Annotated in this window: 18 protein-coding genes; 5 read left to right on the forward strand and 13 right to left on the reverse strand. The window is 42.4% G+C overall.

Annotation, left to right across the window (positions count from 1 at the left end):
• Positions 1 to 13: 13 nt before the first annotated feature.
• The 3 genes from HT711_RS06785 to HT711_RS06795 all read right to left on the reverse strand — a co-directional run bounded on the left by HT711_RS06785 (position 14) and on the right by HT711_RS06795 (position 3,913).
• A complete protein-coding gene (locus HT711_RS06785; protein ID WP_173234658.1) occupies positions 14 to 811 on the reverse strand; it encodes a Nif3-like dinuclear metal center hexameric protein in 798 nt (265 codons plus the stop codon).
• Entirely contained in the window at positions 798 to 1,475 is a 678-nt protein-coding gene (locus HT711_RS06790; RefSeq protein ID WP_112443961.1) for a tRNA (adenine(22)-N(1))-methyltransferase TrmK, read from the reverse strand. The genes HT711_RS06785 and HT711_RS06790 overlap by 14 nt, the downstream gene beginning before the upstream one ends.
• 101 nt (positions 1,476 to 1,576) lie before the next feature.
• Positions 1,577 to 3,913 carry a cation-translocating P-type ATPase gene (locus tag HT711_RS06795; RefSeq protein WP_173234656.1) on the reverse strand — a complete coding sequence of 779 codons (2,337 nt, stop codon included), beginning with the start codon at positions 3,911 to 3,913 and terminating at the stop codon, positions 1,577 to 1,579.
• Positions 3,914 to 4,045: 132 nt separating this feature from the next.
• On the opposite strand from HT711_RS06795, the gene HT711_RS06800 reads away from it, so the two are divergent.
• Positions 4,046 to 4,795 carry a 1-acyl-sn-glycerol-3-phosphate acyltransferase gene (locus HT711_RS06800; RefSeq protein ID WP_173226956.1) on the forward strand — a complete coding sequence of 250 codons (750 nt, stop codon included), beginning with the start codon at positions 4,046 to 4,048 and terminating at the stop codon, positions 4,793 to 4,795.
• Positions 4,796 to 4,838: 43 nt separating this feature from the next.
• On the opposite strand, the gene HT711_RS06805 is transcribed toward HT711_RS06800, so the two are convergent.
• The 6 genes from HT711_RS06805 to rpsO all read right to left on the reverse strand — a co-directional run bounded on the left by HT711_RS06805 (position 4,839) and on the right by rpsO (position 10,349).
• The gene (locus tag HT711_RS06805; RefSeq protein WP_173234654.1) at positions 4,839 to 5,531 is read right to left on the reverse strand and encodes an alpha/beta hydrolase-fold protein; all 693 of its coding nucleotides are present in this window, start codon (positions 5,529 to 5,531) and stop codon (positions 4,839 to 4,841) included.
• The gene (locus HT711_RS06810; RefSeq protein WP_173234652.1) at positions 5,512 to 6,522 is read right to left on the reverse strand and encodes an ABC transporter substrate-binding protein; all 1,011 of its coding nucleotides are present in this window, start codon (positions 6,520 to 6,522) and stop codon (positions 5,512 to 5,514) included. Before HT711_RS06810 ends, HT711_RS06805 begins: the two co-directional genes overlap by 20 nt.
• Before the next feature lie 19 nt (positions 6,523 to 6,541).
• Positions 6,542 to 7,297 carry an ABC transporter ATP-binding protein gene (locus HT711_RS06815; RefSeq protein WP_000364120.1) on the reverse strand — a complete coding sequence of 252 codons (756 nt, stop codon included), beginning with the start codon at positions 7,295 to 7,297 and terminating at the stop codon, positions 6,542 to 6,544.
• Position 7,298: 1 nt separating this feature from the next.
• Positions 7,299 to 8,345: an iron ABC transporter permease gene (locus HT711_RS06820; protein ID WP_173234650.1), complete on the reverse strand. Its 1,047-nt coding sequence runs from the start codon at positions 8,343 to 8,345 to the stop codon at positions 7,299 to 7,301.
• A 233-nt stretch (positions 8,346 to 8,578) separates the two neighbouring features.
• Positions 8,579 to 9,199 (reverse strand): CadD family cadmium resistance transporter, encoded by a 621-nt coding sequence (locus HT711_RS06825; protein WP_000531713.1) that lies wholly within the window; start codon positions 9,197 to 9,199, stop codon positions 8,579 to 8,581.
• An 880-nt stretch (positions 9,200 to 10,079) separates the two neighbouring features.
• On the reverse strand, positions 10,080 to 10,349 hold the full coding sequence (rpsO, locus tag HT711_RS06830) for a 30S ribosomal protein S15 (protein ID WP_001018251.1): 270 nt from the start codon (positions 10,347 to 10,349) through the stop codon (positions 10,080 to 10,082).
• A gap of 202 nt (positions 10,350 to 10,551) precedes the next feature.
• Between rpsO and HT711_RS06835 the strand changes: the two genes are divergently transcribed.
• Positions 10,552 to 10,926, forward strand: coding sequence for a hypothetical protein (locus HT711_RS06835; RefSeq protein ID WP_173234647.1), 375 nt, complete (start codon positions 10,552 to 10,554; stop codon positions 10,924 to 10,926).
• 321 nt (positions 10,927 to 11,247) lie between these two features.
• A complete protein-coding gene (gene thrS / locus HT711_RS06840) occupies positions 11,248 to 13,203 on the forward strand; it encodes a threonine--tRNA ligase (RefSeq protein WP_173249899.1) in 1,956 nt (651 codons plus the stop codon).
• Positions 13,204 to 13,236: 33 nt separating this feature from the next.
• On the opposite strand, the gene HT711_RS06845 is transcribed toward thrS, so the two are convergent.
• Both HT711_RS06845 and HT711_RS06850 read right to left on the reverse strand, forming a co-directional pair.
• Positions 13,237 to 14,211, reverse strand: a complete 975-nt coding sequence (locus tag HT711_RS06845; protein WP_173249900.1) for a sensor histidine kinase — start codon at positions 14,209 to 14,211, stop codon at positions 13,237 to 13,239.
• Complete coding sequence (locus HT711_RS06850) at positions 14,204 to 14,881, reverse strand: response regulator transcription factor (protein ID WP_000548991.1); 678 nt, start codon at positions 14,879 to 14,881, stop codon at positions 14,204 to 14,206. The genes HT711_RS06845 and HT711_RS06850 overlap by 8 nt, the downstream gene beginning before the upstream one ends.
• Positions 14,882 to 15,036: 155 nt before the next feature.
• On the opposite strand from HT711_RS06850, the gene HT711_RS06855 reads away from it, so the two are divergent.
• Positions 15,037 to 16,110, forward strand: a complete 1,074-nt coding sequence (locus HT711_RS06855; RefSeq protein WP_173234642.1) for a DUF2974 domain-containing protein — start codon at positions 15,037 to 15,039, stop codon at positions 16,108 to 16,110.
• A 55-nt stretch (positions 16,111 to 16,165) separates the two neighbouring features.
• Here HT711_RS06855 and HT711_RS06860 read toward each other — a convergent pair whose 3' ends face one another.
• Positions 16,166 to 16,603 carry an Rrf2 family transcriptional regulator gene (locus tag HT711_RS06860; RefSeq protein ID WP_173234640.1) on the reverse strand — a complete coding sequence of 146 codons (438 nt, stop codon included), beginning with the start codon at positions 16,601 to 16,603 and terminating at the stop codon, positions 16,166 to 16,168.
• Positions 16,604 to 16,678: 75 nt separating this feature from the next.
• Positions 16,679 to 17,521, reverse strand: a complete 843-nt coding sequence (locus HT711_RS06865; protein WP_173234638.1) for a metallophosphoesterase family protein — start codon at positions 17,519 to 17,521, stop codon at positions 16,679 to 16,681.
• Between the two features lie 111 nt (positions 17,522 to 17,632).
• Between HT711_RS06865 and HT711_RS06870 the strand changes: the two genes are divergently transcribed.
• Positions 17,633 to 18,283 (forward strand): metal-dependent transcriptional regulator, encoded by a 651-nt coding sequence (locus HT711_RS06870; RefSeq protein ID WP_000188509.1) that lies wholly within the window; start codon positions 17,633 to 17,635, stop codon positions 18,281 to 18,283.
• Positions 18,284 to 18,315 lie beyond the last annotated feature (32 nt).

The following is an 18,315-nucleotide window of genomic DNA, read 5'->3' on the forward strand; positions in this document are numbered from 1 at the left end:
TTTCACTTTCTAACTAGATATGGTGGAAAGGATTGGTTGATGCTTGACTAGGTAAAATCTCTAGTTCCCAACCTTTTTCCTCTTTCCATTGATTAAGAAGCTCTGCGATTTTTTCCACAAACAGCACTTCGATATAGTGTCCTGGATCCAATGCTAGCAAGCCATCAGACAGCATATCCTGGGCAGTGTGGTAGTAGATGTCACCAGTGATATAGACTTCCGCTCCTTTAGCTAAAGCATCCTTATAGAAAGACTGCCCGCTTCCACCACAGATAGCCACTCTTGAAATAGACTTCTGCAAGTCATTCTCTTGATAATGCACCATTCGAAGGCTATCTAGGCCAAAGACTTGCTTGACATGTTGGGCTAATTCTCCAAAGGTCTGAGGCTGAATATTCCCAATACGACCAATTCCACGTTCAGGACCTGTCTCCTGCAGATAGGTCGTTTCCTCGATACCTAGCATCTGACAGAACCAATCATTGAGACCATTTTCAACAATATCAATATTGGTATGGCTGACATAAACTGCAATGTCATGCTTGATAAGATCAATGTAAATCTGATTTTGCGGACGGCTAGCTACCAAATCCTTGATGGGACGGAAAATCGGCGCGTGCTTGGCAATAATCAAGTCCACACCCTTTTCAATGGCTTCAGCCACCGTTTCTTCACGAATATCCAGAGCCACCATGACACTTTGGATAGCCTTGTCCAAAGTTCCAATTTGCAGACCACGACTGTCTCCCTCCATGGAAAATTCCTGAGGACAATAAGCTTCATATCGGTTAATGACTTCACTTGCTAGCATGGAGAACCTCCTTGATGGCTTGAATTTTATCTACTAGAACTTGACGTTCTTCCAAATTTTTTTCAGGGATTTGTCCGAGGGCAAACTCTAGCTTAACAGATTCTTTTTGCCATTTTTGGACAAATACTGGACTGACTTCTTTGGACAAAAAAGGACCAAAGCGAACATCGCTGGCTGATAACTTCATTTGTCCTGCTTCCACCACCAAAATCTCATAAAACTTACCAGCTTCTTCTAGAATGCTTTCTGCCACAATCTGAAAGCCATTGTCTTGCAACCAAATACGCAAATCGTCTTCACGATTATTGGGCTGGAGGATCAATCGTTCTACATTAGCTAGCTTGTCCAAGCCTTCTTCTAATATCCTAGCAATCAAGCGTCCGCCCATACCAGCAATGGTAATGACAGACACTTGGTCTGCCTCTTCAAAAGCTGCCAAGCCATTGGCTAAACGAACCTGGATTTTCTCCTTTAGGCCGTGACTTTCAACATTTTTGACCGCAGACTGATAGGGACCTTCCACAACCTCACCTGCAATGGCACTTTTGATTTGTCCTCTTTCGACCAAGTCGATAGGCAGATAAGCATGGTCACTCCCCACATCGAGTAAAATGGCTCCCTGTGGCACAAAGGAAGCCACTAATTCTAATCTCTTTGAAATCATTTTCTCTCTCTTTCCAAAACTCTATTACCTCTTATTATACCACATTTCAGCTGGCAATCTTGTACCTAAAAAGACCGCAATCCACAGATTACAGCCTTTCTTTATTTTCTGGCTTGATAGCGACTAGTCAGGATGAAAATCACGGTAAAGACCAACATCATGACACCATAAACAGGTAATGTTTGTCCTGTTAAGGTGGAGATTTCAAGCAATTTTTGAATTCTTGGGAAGAGAGCTGTGGCTAGGAAGCCTCCTATTGACCAAACAATCAAGAGGACACGCCATAGGGTAAATGGCATGCAGGCTCTAAATACAGATAAGAAACCAATTGACCCCAAGAGATAATAGAGTAGAGTTGAAATTTCTAACTCAGACCAACCTTGGCTACTTCCAAATATTTTCACAAAAAGAACGCTGAACACAACCATGAGAGCACTTGGTAGAGCACGAAGCATGGATCTTCTGAGGAAGTTTGGCTCGACAGGTTTGATATTTCGCTCAAAAGTCAGAACGAATGGTGGGAAACCTTCCACAAACTGGTCAATCATGGTAATCTGGATTGGAATAAAGGGGAAAATCAAGATCCATTCAGACCGTCCCAGAAGAGCACTGGCAATACAGATGACCGCTAATAGGAAAGAATAGATGGTCTTAATCAAGAAAATCGGGGCGATATGGGCAATGTTATTGACTACGCGACGACCTTCAAAGAGAATCTCAGGAACATCATTAAAGTCAGAGTTCAAGAGAACCAGATTTGCAATCTGACGAGTCGCAGGATCTCCCTCCGCCATTACGATAGAACAATCCGCCTCACGAAGAGCCAGAATATCATTGACTCCGTCTCCCGTCATAGCCGTTGTATGACCCGCTTTTTTCAGAGTTTGGATGATGAGTTTCTTTTGATGAGGGGAAACCCGTCCGAAAATAGCAGTCTCCTCCGCCATAGCAACCAATTCCTCATCCGTAATTTTCGAGCAATCTACATAACTATCATAGTCCGCAAAACCAGCCTTCTGGGCAATGCTGGATACCGTAACTGGATTGTCACCAGAGATAATCTTGAGGCCCACTTCCTGAGAACGGAGATAGTCCAGCGTCTCTGCTGCTCCCTCTCGAATGGGATCCAATATTTCCAGCAAGGCTAGAGCCTGAATATCAGATGGTTTCTGTGGTTTGTGATGGTCTAGTTTTTCCTGACTGAGAGCCAAGACCAAGACACGTGAACCTCTCTCCAAGGCCTCTCTGGCTTCTGGGACCTCAGAATCCAGCAACATCTCAGGCGCCCCTAAGAAAACTGTTCCCAAACCTTCTAACTCCATAGCACCCCACTTGCGGTCGCTTGAGAAGGGGAGATTGGAAATCATAGAATAGGCTACTTGGCCTTGGAATCGCTGGCGAATAGCTTGGGCAGTTGGATTTTTATCCTCACTATGAGCTATATAGCTAGTCAAAATGTTGGCAATAGTCTCTTCACCATAAGTTTCCGTCAGAGGAAGAACAGCCTCTACCTGCATCTTTCCTTGGGTGATGGTGCCCGTCTTATCCAAACAGAGCATATCCACGCGCGCCAAGGTCTCAACGGAGTACATCTCCTGCACCAAGACCTTTTTCAAGCCTAACTTAATCACCGCTGTCAAGAGCGAAGTGATGGTCAAAAGGGCAATTCCCTTAGGTAACATCCCCAAAAGAGCTGTCGACGAGTTTACAACGGACGACTTAAGAGGCAAGCCTTTTAAAATCAAGGCTTCTAGCAAGAGAGCTAGACCAAAAGGAATGATAATTTTCCCAGTAAAACCTGCTAACCTGTCCAGCGATTCCATGATACGAGAGTTGATAGGTTTCACAGTCTTAGCCTCAAGCATAAGTTTAGCAGCATAGTTGTCTGCACCGACATGGTGAACTTGAGCTAAAACTGCCCCACTGGCTAGGAAACTTCCTGACAAAAGCAAGGCGTCAACTTCCTTTTGCACCAAATCACTTTCCCCCGTCAACATGGCTTCATTGACTTCCGCAAAGCCTTCCAAAACCAAGGCATCACTAGGAATTTGCTCTCCAGCAGACAAACGAATGACATCTCCTAACACCAATTCTTCAGGATTAAGAGCCACTTCCTGGCCATCACGAATAGTCTTGACCTTTTCCTTGGTCATGAGATTGAGCTTGTCCACCATATGCTTGGCACGGAGCTCCGTCACAATCCCTGAAAAAGCGTTAAAGCAGATAACGACAAAGAAGACCAGATTGCTCCAAGCCTGCACAAAGGCAAGGGCCAAAGCAATGGCAAAGTTCAAAGCGTTAAAAAGGGTAAAGACATTTCGTTTGATGATTTGCCAAGTGCTGGTACTGGCCGAAGCAGTAAAATCATTGACCAAGCCCTTAGCCTGTCTTTCCTCGACTTCTCTTTGGGTTAATCCCATAATCTTATTTTTATCCATAAATTATATCATATCATTTTTTCTAAAAGAATTCTAATCTCATCCCAAATATGGACCTGGTCAAGGGAAAAGTTTGCCAGCCCTTCTTTGATAAGGTATAATAATAACAAGAAAAGAATCGAAGGAGATCGCATGTTTTATACTTATTTACGTGGATTAGTTGTCTTGCTCCTATGGTCCATCAATGGCAATGCCCACTATCATAATACTGATAAAATTCCTAATCAAGATGAAAATTATATTTTGGTTGCGCCTCACCGTACCTGGTGGGATCCTGTTTACATGGCCTTTGCGACCAAGCCAAAACAGTTCATCTTTATGGCCAAAAAAGAGCTCTTTACCAACCGTATCTTTGGTTGGTGGATCCGTATGTGTGGCGCCTTTCCTATCGACCGTGAAAATCCTAGCGCCTCAGCCATCAAATACCCTATCAATGTTCTTAAAAAAAGTGACCGCTCTCTCATCATGTTTCCAAGTGGGAGCCGTCACTCAAACGATGTCAAGGGTGGCGTAGCCCTGATTGCCAAAATGGCCAAGGTCCGTATCATGCCGGTTACCTATACAGGTCCTATGACCTTGAAGGGCTTGGTTAGCCGTGAGCGTGTTGATATGAACTTTGGAAATCCAATCGATATCTCAGATATCAAGAAAATGAATGATGAAGGCATTGAAACAGTCGCCAATCGTATCCAAGCAGAATTCCAACGTCTGGATGAAGAAACGAAACAATGGCACAATAATAAAAAACCAAATCCACTCTGGTGGTTTATCCGCATCCCTGCCCTCATCCTTGCCATTATCCTCGCTATCCTAACCATCATCTTTAGCTTTATCGCAAGCTTTGTATGGAATCCAGATAAAAAGAGAGAAAACCTTGGTTAAATAAATACAACAATCCCTTGGCAAAAGCCAAGGGATAAATCTTTTATTCGATTTTCCATTTTTGGGCCAACCAGCTAGAAAAAGCTAGGAATCGCTCAGCTACTTGTTCGTGGTGTCCATAAGGGTCAAAGACAAACTGGCTGTTCGGATAGCGTTTCTGAAGACTGGTATGGATTTTCTCAGCATAGACTGGTGCTTGAGCCAAGCGATTGCTATGATTGACTCCTTCTGTTTGACCATTCTGTAAATACAGCAAACAGTCTAGATTTTTCACTGTCTCTGCCTTGCAGTAAGCCACAAAATCAGGATACCAAAAGGAACCGCAGATAGAAAAAACACAGGAAACCTTATCAAAGCTGAAAAGACTGTAAACTGCCACCAAGCCACCTAGTGAATAACCTCCGTAGGCAAGGCGTGCTTCATCCAGTCGATAAAGCGACTGCAACTTATCTAAAAGACCTCCAAATAAATGATCATGATAGACGTTGGCCTGACCGCCAAAATCTGGAGCTCCATCTCTCAGAGCCGATGTCGCCCAGGGAGTGTAGTCGTCTAAGCGATTTTTAGAGGTCAAGCCCACTAAAATCACAGATTCGGAAAGGGACGATAGGAAATCCAAGTTTCCATCATTCAATAAAATAGCCGGATAGGTTTGATTGGGGTCGTAGTTAGAAGGAAGGCTAATTTTAACTTGAATTCCTTCCCAATCAAACTCATTATTTATTGATAAAGTCATTGATTTTCTCAAGGGAATCAATCACTGCTGGACCATAGTCCATCAATTCATCGTAAGAGATGGTCATGATTTTTTGATTCTTAATAGCAGGAACGCTTTCCAAAACAGCATTTGCCTTCATCAACTCTACTGCTTTTTCATCCAATTTTTTATTGCGATCGCTGGTTACATAGATAATCAATTCAGGATCCATTGACACGAGATTTTCCAAGGTCAAGCCTGATGTCCCCGTAGCAACGTTTGTATAACCAAGTTGGTTGAGCAAACTTTCTTGCAAAGCAGACTTGTAGGCACCGAAGGTTTCATCATTATAAGCAACCATAATCAAAGCCTTTTTCTTTTCACCTTGACTTGCTGGATTTGCTTTCTTAACAGCGTCAATTTTAGTTTGTAATTGGGCTGCGTATTCATTGGCCTTGTCCTGCACATTAAAAATCATTCCAAGATTTTTGACATCTTCTACGATATTCCCCAAATCTTGCTGAATCGTTGAGAGAGAAGCTTTTTGCGTATAGACTGGGATTTTGTTTTCATTCCAAGTGCTAACTGTCCCCAAGGATTTTTCAGAAAACATCATGTTTCGACCCATCACAGCGTCTGGCTCATAAGAAAGGACTGTCTCTTGTGAGACTGTTTTTTTATCGCCAATTTGAGGAATCGTCGCAATAGCATCCTTGTATTTGTCCGTTACAGCATTGTCAGGGTTGAGCATGCCAGCAATTTTATCCTTCAAGCCTAACTCCAACAAAATTTCAGTAGTTGAAAGATTGTTGGTGATAACTTTTTCAGGTGCCTTCTCAAAGACTTGTTCGACTTCATTTCCCTTAGCATCATAGGTCTTGACCGTTAACGGATAAGTCGTCTCTGTGCTGGCCTTTTGACTTGTTTCTGTGCTAGATTGTGTGGTAGCTTTTTCTGTAGTAGTATTGCCACATGCTGCCATCGTTAAGGTAGCTACTGTTACGAGTAAAATACTGAGTGTTTTTTTCATTTTGTTTTCCTTTTCTTTCTTATAAATAGTGAATCATAGCTTGCTGATCCTCAGTCCAAGTCACCTGACTTTGAACTCCATATACAGTTTGCAATGACTCAGGGGTGATGGTCTCCTTTGGAGTCCCTTGGTAAAGGATTTCCCCCTCTTTCATCAGATAGAGATAATCCGAATAGCGACAAGCAAGTTGAATATCATGTAGGACAGCTAGAACATTGACCTTGAGATTCTTCACAATGGCCAGCAAGTCTAACTGGTACTTGATATCCAGGTGATTGGTTGGCTCGTCCAGGAGCAAGAGAGTCGGTTCTTGCGCCAAGGCGCGTGCTAATAAGACTCGCTGTTTCTCCCCACCTGAAAGAGACGAATAGAGACGAGTTTTCTTCTCAAGCATATCCACCTTGACGAGAGCATCTTGAACGAGGGCATAATCCCTTTCCTTTTCCTTCTGTAAAAAAGAGAGGTGTGGAGTCCTTCCCAGCAAGACGATTTCCTCAACTGTACAATCAAACTGCAATTGATTAAACTGGGTGACGACCGCCATCTGCTTAGCTGTTTCTTTGAGTGACCAATGTTCCAAAGGCTTTCCATCTAAGCTTATCAAGCCTTTGTCCGCCTTTTCCTGACGATAGAGGAGTTTAAGCAGGCTGGTTTTTCCACTTCCATTTGGCCCTAATATCGTATGAAATTGATGCCCCTCAACCTTAAGAGAAACTCCTTTGAGGATTTTTTTCTCTCCTAGTCCAAAGTGGACATCCTGACAAATCAAGTCCATATCAGGCCCTCACCTCCCTTCGCCTACCTCCAACAATGTAGATAAAGAAGGGAGCACCTACTAAGGCTGTGAAAATACCAATCGGCAGCTCAGCGTTTGGAATGATGACACGAGAGAGTACATCTGCCCAAATAACAAAGAGGGCACCCAGTAAGGTCGCAACGGGAAAAAGTCTCCTGTAATTCGTTCCTACTAACCCTCGAGCTAAGTGGGGAGTAATCAGACCAACAAATCCAATAATCCCACAAGTTGCCACTAAGACTGCTGTCAGCACAGCCACCATGGTCACATAAAGATACCAATAAAAGCGTAAGGGAATCCCCAACGTTAAAGCAGCCTCATCTCCCATCATCATCGCATTAAAAACACGATACTGAGTAGAGAAAAATAGAAAGGCCAATCCTACTACTATAGTTGGCAAGACTAAGTCAGACCAGTTAGTTCCGGCAAGCGAACCCATGGTCCAAAACTTAATGGTCATCACACTGTCCGCATTAGCGCCGACTGAGATAATAAAATTGGAAAATGCCAGAAAGAGAGCATTGACCACAGTTCCTGATAAAATGAGACTAGAAGTCGTCATCCTGCCCTGCATAGAGGCAATGATGAGGACAGCAATGGTTGCCAAAATAGCTCCAAGAAAAGCGCCAAGGCTAATCATCACTTTTAAACCGAGAATGATGCTCAAAGTTGCCCCTAGAGTTGCACCCGCAGAGATACCTAAGACATAGGGCTCTGCAATGGGGTTGTTCACTGTGGACTGCATCACGCTACCACACATAGAAAGACCTGCCCCTACTATCAGACCTAACAATACTCGAGGGAATCTCATGTTCCATACAATGGCAAGAGTGGACTTGGAAACCTCTCCTACCTCAAGAGGAAATCCCAACCTGCTCAAAATAATCCGATAGGTATCTCCTAGATCAATCGCAACAGCTCCCATTGAAACTGCTAGAAAGAGAGAAATCCCTAAAACACCTAGCAAAATAACTAAAAGTAACACAAATTGCTGGTCTTGTCGGCTTCCAGAAAATTTGGAAAGCATGCAAACCTCCTTTGACAGAATATTAAAAATTTAGAAAATTCTCATGAAAAGTATACCATATTTTCAACAATGGAACAAGATGAGAAAAATAAATATAGTTGGTCTTACAGTGCTAATAATCATAACCGAAGATTATACTTGAGTATATCGAGGTAAGGTGACAACATAAAAAGCTCTCTGAAGTCAGAGAGCTGATTTGAGCTCGGGCTAAAATCCTAGTGAAACAAAAAAATCTACACGGTCAGAAAAGTCTCTATCGTGCCATTTTCATACATGATGTATAGTCCAAGTAGAATGAATACTAAGGGCACAATGATTCGCTCGTATTTTTCAATTGTCTCGAATATTAAGGGAATAGAGGATAACACCCGACTAATCTCGCATAAGATAATTATGCCGATTACAAACACAAGCAAGGCCACGAGGGTCTGTGACCAATCTAATGAAGCAAAATAAGGTATATAGATACCTAAATTATCTCCGCCAGACGCAATTGTTAGCAATGTAACTGTCCAAAACAGTTGATTTGCCTTGCTTTGTTCTAATCTTTCAATAATTTCTTCCTCTTCTTCCTCTTCTTCCTCACCTTCTCCAACAATTGCAAAGCGAATCCCTAAATAGATAGGGATTAAACCAAGCAATCCAACCATCCATTCTTCAGGCACGAAATTAACGACATAAGCAGCAACTAAACTCGCCCCTACAAGTAAGCCCGTGCCTAGATATTGCCCCGCATAAATATGCCATTTTTGTTTATTCTGTGATAGCTGTGCAAATAAAATAAATAAAATAATTAAATAATCGATACTGGTGGAAATATAAACACCAATAGCAGATATGATTGTCTGTCCCATAAAAAACCCTCCTGTATTAGTCAGTAATAAATCAGCAGATTTTAGGAGAGCACAGACACATTAATTTAGCTATCGCTAGTGGGTAATTTCGAACATAGGAAAGCATTTTACTCCTCCTCAAAACGTAGTTACAAAGTAATTTCTAACTGGAATTCGGTGACTACTTCCATGTAAAGTATAACATACTATACTTTACTTCGTAAAGTGTGGGCTCTCCGAAGGGGCTTGCAGACAGCTACTCGGCTTTTCAAGCCGAGTAGCTACGCACCCTTATGGTGTAATTAGCTGATACCATTTGAGGTTTTTGTAGTCTCCAAAATTGTGACCGATAAAACACATCTTGCCAGAAGTCGAGTTGACCGATAGTTTTTGTAGTCTCCAAAATTGTGACCGATAAAATCTCAATAAAAAAGCCCTCTGAAGTCCGAGAGCTGATTTGAGCCCGGGCTAAAATCCTAGTGAAAAAGATGAAACTCCTTGTGTTCATCGAACACTGTGTCATTTCCCTATTTTCATACGGATTTCTTACGCCCTTAGCATCATAATTCTTGCTGGATAAACCGTTTATAGACTAGGCGGTAAGCCGAAGATTGTACAAAATTTTTAGTGAAACAAAAAAATCTCCCCGAAGGGAGATCATTCTGGTTTATTTTACCTTACAGTGCTAGGAACTGTAACCGAAGATTATACTTGAGTATATCGAAGTAAGGTAACAAAAGTAAAAAAGCTACCCAATTTAGAGTAGCTTCATTATCAAGATATGCTCAATTGAACACGGCCTAAGCACTTGGCAAAAAAGATAAAATCTCCTAGAAACTGAAGTTTCTTCGTCAATTTTCCTATTTTTGCTTTGTGCTTTTGACGGCCTTTGTATCTTGAATTAACGACGAAGTCCTAGAGAGTTGATTAACTCACGGTAACGGTTAACGTCGTTTTTACGCAAGTATGCAAGCAAGTTACGACGGCGACCGATTTTTTTCATCAATCCACGGTAAGTAGCGTGGTCTTTTTTGTGTTGTTTGATGTGTTCGTTAAGGTGGTTGATTTCCCAAGTAAGGACAGCAACTTGAACCTCTACTGAACCTGTATCACCTTCGTGACGTGCATATTGTGCGATGATTTCATTTTTTTTCTCTTTTGAGATTGCCATGATGTTTCTCCTTTTTATTTGGCTTCATCCGAGTGACAGGTTGGCATGCCTGTAACCAAGAAGAAGTTATTTGTCTTTACGACAATCCCTATTCTACCAATAACTAACTTCTTTGTCAACAGATTTACTTTCTTGTTTTAAACATGCTATAATAATCATAGCAAGAAATCCAAGTTATCTGTTTTTAAACGAGGTGATTATCATGCCTAGATTCTATTCCCATGTCCCCTACTATTTGGTCGTATTTTTCTTTTATTGGCCATTTTATGAGTTGTTATCACTAATCATTTCTGACCCCCTTTTGCTCAAGAGTCTCTACGTAAATAATATTCTCTTCTTTACACCTCTGGTAATCTTGATTATATCGCTACTCTATAGCTACCGTTTCCGTTTCTCACTTTGGTGGTTAATTGGTAACGGACTGCTCTTTTGTTTTACCATCATTACTTTCAGAGAATTTATCCTTCTCTACTTCCTAGCCTATGAAATCTTTGCCATAGTTGGTATGGCTGTCGGTGCCGCTATTAAGAATCTAGTGCAAAAACTGAAAAACAAAAAACTTTCACAAAATCCTTGAAAAATCTCACAATCATGCTATAATAATCCATAGAGACAAGTCACTTAGTCCCTTTCTACTAGAGAGTGCGTGGTTGCTGGAAACGCATAGAAAGCCTAAACTGATACTACTCTTGAGTTTTTATGAAAACATAAAACGGTGGCCACGTTAGAGCCAATCAGAGGTGTCCCTCTCTTTTGAGGAACATAAATGAAGGTGGAACCACGTTGCGACGTCCTTTCGAGGATGTCGCTTTTTGTTTTTCTATCTTTCACAATCCTCTGTCCCTGTTTTCAGAATAGGGTTAACACATTCGTCAATAATATAAGTAAGGAGAACATCATGATTAACATTACTTTCCCAGATGGCGCTGTTCGTGAATTCGAATCTGGCGTTACAACTTTTGAAATTGCCCAATCTATCAGCAATTCTCTAGCTAAAAAGGCCTTGGCTGGTAAATTCAACGGCAAGCTCATCGACACTACTCGTGCTATCACTGAAGATGGAAGCATCGAAATCGTGACACCTGATCACGAAGATGCCCTTCCAATCTTGCGTCACTCAGCTGCTCACTTGTTCGCCCAAGCAGCTCGTCGTCTTTTCCCAGACATTCACTTGGGAGTTGGTCCGGCCATCGAAGATGGTTTCTACTACGATACTGACAACACAGCTGGTCAAATCTCTAACGAAGACCTTCCTCGTATCGAAGAAGAAATGCAAAAAATTGTCAAAGAAAACTTCCCATCAATCCGTGAAGAAGTTACTAAAGACGAGGCACGTGAAATCTTCAAAAATGACCCTTACAAATTAGAATTGATTGAAGAACACTCAGAAGACGAAGGTGGTTTGACCATCTACCGTCAGGGGGAATATGTAGACCTTTGCCGTGGCCCACACGTCCCTTCAACAGGCCGTATCCAAATCTTCCACCTTCTCCATGTAGCAGGTGCTTACTGGCGTGGAAATAGCGACAACGCTATGATGCAACGTATCTACGGTACAGCTTGGTTTGACAAGAAAGACTTGAAGAACTACCTTCAAATGCGTGAAGAAGCTAAGGAACGTGATCACCGTAAACTTGGTAAAGAGCTTGACCTCTTCATGATTTCACAAGAAGTGGGACAAGGTTTGCCATTCTGGTTGCCAAATGGTGCGACTATTCGTCGTGAGTTGGAACGCTACATCGTAGACAAAGAGTTGGCTTCTGGCTACCAACATGTTTACACTCCACCACTTGCTTCTGTTGAACTTTACAAGACTTCTGGTCACTGGGATCATTACCAAGAAGACATGTTCCCAACTATGGACATGGGTGACGGGGAAGAATTTGTCCTTCGTCCAATGAACTGCCCACACCACATCCAAGTCTTCAAACATCATGTTCACTCTTACCGTGAGTTGCCAATCCGTATCGCTGAAATCGGTATGATGCACCGTTATGAAAAATCTGGTGCCCTCACTGGTCTTCAACGTGTACGTGAAATGTCACTCAACGACGGTCACCTCTTCGTTACTCCAGAACAAATCCAAGAAGAATTCCAACGTGCTCTTCAGTTGATTATCGATGTTTATGAAGACTTCAACTTGAATGAATACCGCTTCCGCCTCTCTCTTCGTGACCCTCAAGATACTCACAAGTACTTTGATAACGATGAAATGTGGGAAAATGCTCAAACCATGCTTCGCGCAGCCCTTGATGAAATGGGTGTGGACTACTTTGAAGCCGAAGGTGAAGCAGCCTTCTACGGACCAAAATTGGATATCCAAGTTAAGACCGCTCTTGGAAAAGAAGAAACTCTTTCTACTATCCAGCTTGACTTCTTGCTTCCAGAACGTTTCGACCTTAAATACATCGGAGCTGATGGCGAAGAGCACCGTCCAGTTATGATCCACCGTGGAGTTATCTCAACTATGGAACGCTTCACAGCTATCTTGATTGAGAACTACAAGGGTGCCTTCCCAACATGGCTTGCACCACACCAAGTAACCCTCATCCCAGTATCTAACGAAAAACACGTGGACTACGCTTGGGAAGTAGCTAAAAAACTCCGTGACCGTGGTGTCCGTGCAGACGTAGATGAACGCAATGAAAAAATGCAGTTTAAAATCCGTGCGTCACAAACCAGCAAGATTCCTTACCAATTGATCGTTGGGGACAAGGAAATGGAAGACGGAACAGTCAACGTTCGTCGCTACGGCCAAAAAGAAACACAAACTGTCTCAGTAGATGATTTTGTTCAAGCTATCCTAGCTGATATCGCCAACAAATCACGAGTTGAGTCTAAGAATCTAGCATAAAAGCCTCCAATCCGGAGGCTTTTTCGTCTATTCTCACTCAAGGACTAAGTTCACTTGAGCAAACTGAATCCGCACTATCGTTCCTGTACCAACCTCAGACTCGATACGAATCTGGTGCCCCAGTTCTTCAGAAATTTTCTTGGATAGGTAAAGACCAAGTCCAGATGACTGCTGGGTTAGGCGCCCATTGTATCCTGAAAATCCACGTTCAAAGACTCGGAGAACATCACTGTTTTTTATTCCGATTCCTGTATCCTTGATACAGAGCTCTTGACCGTCCATATAAATCTCCAGACCACCTTCCTTAGTGTACTTGAGACTATTTGAGATGATTTGCTCAATGACCACTAGCAGCCACTTTTTATCCGTCACGATTTCTTTATCAAGGTCATGTAGATTGACATTTAGGCCTTTTTGAATAAAGAAAAGAGCGTATTTACGAATTATTTCCTTGACCAAGTCCTCAATTTGAACCTGCTTTAAGACCAAATCATCATGAAAACTTTCTAAACGCAGGTACTGTAAAACTAGATTGGTATAGGAGTCAATCTTGAAAATTTCCTGTTCTAATTGCTGCTTCAGTTGGCGGTCATCTACTTCTGCAACTAAGAGTTGACTGGCTGCAATGGGGGTCTTTATCTGATGGACCCACAAGGTATAGTAATCCAGCAAATCCGTCAGTTTTCTTTCTGAATCTGACCTCTGCTGATAAAGTTCCATCTCACGCGCTTCTAATTTTTCTGCTAAAGCTATTTCCAAAGGAGATTTGGCCTCCCTCTCCCCATAGAGAAGTTCCTTACGATAGACCTGCATTTCTACCAATATGTCCCAAGTGAAAAATAAGATGGTTACAAAGCAACACAAGAGGAAAAAATAGAGAAAGTAAGTTCCTAAACTTGCAAATAAAAACTGAAAGAGCAAAACCAGAAATGCCAAAGCAAGCAGATAAACCAAAAGACGACTACGGGAGCGCAGATAGGCTAGAAAAAATTGTTTCCAATCAAGCATGCTTTAATCCGTACCCTATTCCTTTCTTGGTCTCGATAAAACCTACCAAGCCCTGCTCTTCCAACTTTTTACGCAATCGAGCCACATTAACAGAGAGCGTATTATCATCAATAAAAAAGTCACTGTTCCAAAGTTCCCGCATCAGGTCATCACGCGCTACGATGTTGCCCGCATGCTCAAACAAAACTCGTAAAATCTGGAATTCGTTCTTGGTCAAATTTAAGACTTGGCCTTGATAATGTAAATCCATGGATTTGGTATTGAGGATAACACCAGCATATTCCAGTAAACTCTCGTCACGCCCAAACTCATAGGAACGACGCAACAAGCCCTGAACCTTGGCTAAAAGAACCTGCTGGTCAAAAGGCTTGGTCACAAAGTCATCCGCCCCCATATTGATCGCCATGACGATATCCATAGCCTGGTCTCTGGAAGACAGAAACATGATGGGTACCTTGGAAATCTTGCGAATTTCCTGACACCAGTGATAACCATTAAACAAGGGCAAACCAATATCCATGAGGACCAGATGAGGTTCCGACTGAACAAATAGACTCAAAACTTCCATAAAGTCTTCTACCAAGACCACTTCAAATCCCCATTCAGAGAGCATTTTCCCGACTTGTTGACGAATGACCTGATCATCTTCTACTAATAAAATCTTGTGCATGCGCTTCTCCTTTTCTATTATTATAACAGATTTTTCCATGCTAGCAGGTCTGAAACTGAATTTGAAATAGCTTGTTTTCAGCTAACAAAGTGAGGTAACCCTAGTAGCTAATTTGAGGGAAATTTGATAAGATAAATAAAAAGAAAGGAGCTCTTATGGCCAATATTTTTGACTATCTGAAAGATGTCGCATACGATTCTTATTACGACCTTCCTTTAAATGAATTAGACATTCTAGCCTTAACAGAAACCGCCTATCTCTCCTTTGATAATCTGGTCTCCACAGCTCCTCAGCGACTTTTAGAACTGGCACCTCAGGTTCCAAGAGAACCTAACATGTTGACCAGCAAAAATCGCCTCCAGCTATTAGATGAACTAGCTCAACACAAACGCTTCAAAAATTGCAAACTCTCCCATTTTATCAACGACATCGACCCTGAGCTGCAAAAGCAATTTGCTGCTATGACCTACCGCCTCACTCTCGATACCTATCTGATTGTCTTTCGTGGGACTGATGATAGTATCATTGGCTGGAAGGAAGATTTCCACCTGACCTATATGAAGGAAATTCCTGCTCAAAAGCACGCCCTCCGCTATTTAAAGAACTTTTTTGCCCACCATCCAAAGAAAAAGGTCATTCTGGCTGGGCATTCCAAGGGAGGAAATCTAGCTATCTATGCTACTAGCCAAATTGAGCAAAGCTTGCAAGATCAGATCACAGCAGTTTATACATTTGATGCGCCTGGTCTTCACACAGAATTGACACAGACCGAGGGTTATCAAAGGATAATGGATAGAACCAAGGTCTTCATTCCACAAGGTTCCATTATCGGTAGGATGCTAGAAATTCCTGCCCACCAAATCATCGTTCAGAGTACTGCCTTGGGTGGCATCGCCCAGCACGATACCTTTAGTTGGCAGATTGAGGACAAGCACTTCGTCCAACTGAATAAGACCAACAGTGATAGCCAACAAGTAGACACAACCTTTAAAGAATGGGTAGCGACAGTCCCTGATGAAGAACTCCAGCTCTACTTCGACCTCTTCTTTGGCACTATTCTTGATGCTGGAATTAGCTCCATCAATGACTTATCTTCCTTCAAGGCTATCGAACACATTCATCATCTCTTTGTCCAAGCTCAATCCCTCACTCCAGAAGAAAGAGAAACCATGGGACGCCTTACCCAGTTATTGATTGATACCCGTTACCAAGCATGGAAGAATAGATAAAAAGCTTATGATAAGGTTTTTGCCTTTTCATAAGCTTTCTTGTTTTAAAGAAAATTCAATCCTTCATCTGACTCTCTGCATCGGCCACGACTTGTTCTAAACTAGTCTGACCAAGCTCCGCCTCCATAGCTAGCTGGATTCTCTCCAATTTTTGATCCAAAACCTCATGAATATGAGCTCCGACTGGGCAATTTGGATTTGGATTGTCATGGAAACTAAAGAGTTGACCTGTCTTACCAAGACACTCGACCGCTTGATAAACATCTAAAAGACTAATCTCCTTGAGATCCTTGACAATCTCTGTTCCCCCTGTTCCACGCGCTACTGAAATCAGCTCTGCCTTCTTCAACTGGGACAAGGTCTTTCTGATAATGACAGGATTGACCCCGACACTAGCAGCCAGAAAATCACTGGTCACCTTGCTTTCCTTCCCCTTGAGAGCGATAATAATCAGCATATGAGTCGCAATGGTAAATCTACTTGGAATTTGCATACTCTTCTCCTTTTTACGAGGCATCCCTACCTCTACTCTTCTTTTTCTTTTATTATACCCTTTTTAGTTGTAATGTCAATCGTTACCACTTTTCAACCAAGCATCTAATTCCCTATCATAGCCCTCTTTCTGGGCCAATTCTCTCAAAAATTCCTGATGATGAGTATGGTGAATACCATTGACCAGACTTTCATAATAAACCTCAAAATAGGGAAGTTTCAGGTCTTTAGCTAGCTGCAATTCAGTTGCCACATCGTAATCTACCCGTCGGAAGTCCATATCTACCAAGCCCTTGTCATCAAACTCCAAAATCATATACTGGGCCCGCAAGTCCTTCCGCAACTGAGCATCTAGAAAGAAAGGCTGCCCAATCGAACCTGGATTGACAATCAATTGTCCACCAGTCCCGTAACGAAGCAACTGCTGGTGAATATGGCCATAAACAGCAATATCACAAGGGGGATTGGTCACCAAGCGGTCAAAATCCTCTTGCGCTCCAGTATGAATCAACTCTCGCCCCCAGTTCTTATCAGGAAGATGGTGGCTAATTCCCACCGTCAAATCCCCAAACTGACGATGAAGCTGGAGAGGTTGATTGTGGAGCAGTTCAATTTCTTCTAGGGAAATTTCCTCTAAAACATACTGGCACTGGCGCAAGAGATAGCGTTGACTGGGACGAGTACTATCCAATTCCTTACGGACACCATGCCACAAACTATCTTCCCAGTTTCCCAAAACTCTAGCTGTAATCGGTAGTTGAGCCAACAAGTCCAAAATCCTTCTACGCCCTGTCCCTGGCATGAGAATGTCTCCCAAAAGCCAGTATTCATCCACTCCTAGCTGCCGAGCATCTGCCAAAACAGCCTCCAAGGCGGTGGTATTTCCATGAATATCTGAAAGAAGAGCTATTTTCGTCATATCCATCTCCTCGTTTTTTCTCTTGCAATAAGTATAACATAAAAAGTCACAGCTAGAGAAATCTAGCTTTTTTTGATATACTAGATAAAGATATTAGACAAGAGGAAGCGAATGACCCCGAATAAAGAAGACTATCTAAAATGTATTTATGAAATCGGCATAGACCTGCATAAAATTACCAACAAGGAAATTGCTGCCCGCATGCAAGTCTCTCCCCCTGCCGTAACTGAAATGATTAAACGGATGAAGAGTGAAAATCTCATCCTCAAGGACAAGGAATGTGGCTATCTACTGACTGACCTCGGCCTCAAACTGGTCTCTGAGCTCTACCGTAAACATCGCTTGATTGAAGTTTTTCTAGTTCATCATTTAGACTATACGAGTGACCAGATTCACGAGGAAGCTGAGGTATTGGAACATACTGTCTCTGACCTCTTCGTGGAAAGACTGGATAAATTGCTTGGATTTCCCAAGACCTGCCCTCACGGAGGAACCATTCCTGCCAAGGGAGAACTCCTAGTTGAAATCAATAACCTCCCACTAGCTGACATCAAGGAAGCTGGCTCCTACCGCCTGACTCGGGTGCATGATAGTTTTGACATTCTCCATTATCTGGACAAGCACTCACTTCACATCGGTGATCAGCTCCAAGTCAAGCAGTTTGATGGCTTCAGCAACACCTTCACTATCCTTAGTAAAGACGAGGACTTACAAGTAAGTATGGACATTGCAAAACAACTCTATGTCGAGAAAATCAACTAATTTCTCCAATCCCCTACCAACCCTGAAAGTTT

Origin of the sequence: Streptococcus sp. 1032 (genome assembly GCF_013277015.1) — a bacterium.
In the GTDB taxonomy this organism is placed as follows: Bacteria; Bacillota; Bacilli; order Lactobacillales; family Streptococcaceae; genus Streptococcus.

Coding starts and splice junctions, on each gene's coding strand:
- HT711_RS06785 (WP_173234658.1), bottom strand. CDS start 811: ATGCTAGCAAGTGAAGTCATTAACCGATATGAAGCTTATTGTCCTCAG.
- HT711_RS06790 (WP_112443961.1), bottom strand. CDS start 1,475: ATGATTTCAAAGAGATTAGAATTAGTGGCTTCCTTTGTGCCACAGGGA.
- HT711_RS06795 (WP_173234656.1), bottom strand. CDS start 3,913: ATGGATAAAAATAAGATTATGGGATTAACCCAAAGAGAAGTCGAGGAA.
- HT711_RS06800 (WP_173226956.1), top strand. CDS start 4,046: ATGTTTTATACTTATTTACGTGGATTAGTTGTCTTGCTCCTATGGTCC.
- HT711_RS06805 (WP_173234654.1), bottom strand. CDS start 5,531: ATGACTTTATCAATAAATAATGAGTTTGATTGGGAAGGAATTCAAGTT.
- HT711_RS06810 (WP_173234652.1), bottom strand. CDS start 6,522: ATGAAAAAAACACTCAGTATTTTACTCGTAACAGTAGCTACCTTAACG.
- HT711_RS06815 (WP_000364120.1), bottom strand. CDS start 7,297: ATGGACTTGATTTGTCAGGATGTCCACTTTGGACTAGGAGAGAAAAAA.
- HT711_RS06820 (WP_173234650.1), bottom strand. CDS start 8,345: ATGCTTTCCAAATTTTCTGGAAGCCGACAAGACCAGCAATTTGTGTTA.
- HT711_RS06825 (WP_000531713.1), bottom strand. CDS start 9,199: ATGGGACAGACAATCATATCTGCTATTGGTGTTTATATTTCCACCAGT.
- rpsO (WP_001018251.1), bottom strand. CDS start 10,349: ATGGCAATCTCAAAAGAGAAAAAAAATGAAATCATCGCACAATATGCA.
- HT711_RS06835 (WP_173234647.1), top strand. CDS start 10,552: ATGCCTAGATTCTATTCCCATGTCCCCTACTATTTGGTCGTATTTTTC.
- thrS (WP_173249899.1), top strand. CDS start 11,248: ATGATTAACATTACTTTCCCAGATGGCGCTGTTCGTGAATTCGAATCT.
- HT711_RS06845 (WP_173249900.1), bottom strand. CDS start 14,211: ATGCTTGATTGGAAACAATTTTTTCTAGCCTATCTGCGCTCCCGTAGT.
- HT711_RS06850 (WP_000548991.1), bottom strand. CDS start 14,881: ATGCACAAGATTTTATTAGTAGAAGATGATCAGGTCATTCGTCAACAA.
- HT711_RS06855 (WP_173234642.1), top strand. CDS start 15,037: ATGGCCAATATTTTTGACTATCTGAAAGATGTCGCATACGATTCTTAT.
- HT711_RS06860 (WP_173234640.1), bottom strand. CDS start 16,603: ATGCAAATTCCAAGTAGATTTACCATTGCGACTCATATGCTGATTATT.
- HT711_RS06865 (WP_173234638.1), bottom strand. CDS start 17,521: ATGACGAAAATAGCTCTTCTTTCAGATATTCATGGAAATACCACCGCC.
- HT711_RS06870 (WP_000188509.1), top strand. CDS start 17,633: ATGACCCCGAATAAAGAAGACTATCTAAAATGTATTTATGAAATCGGC.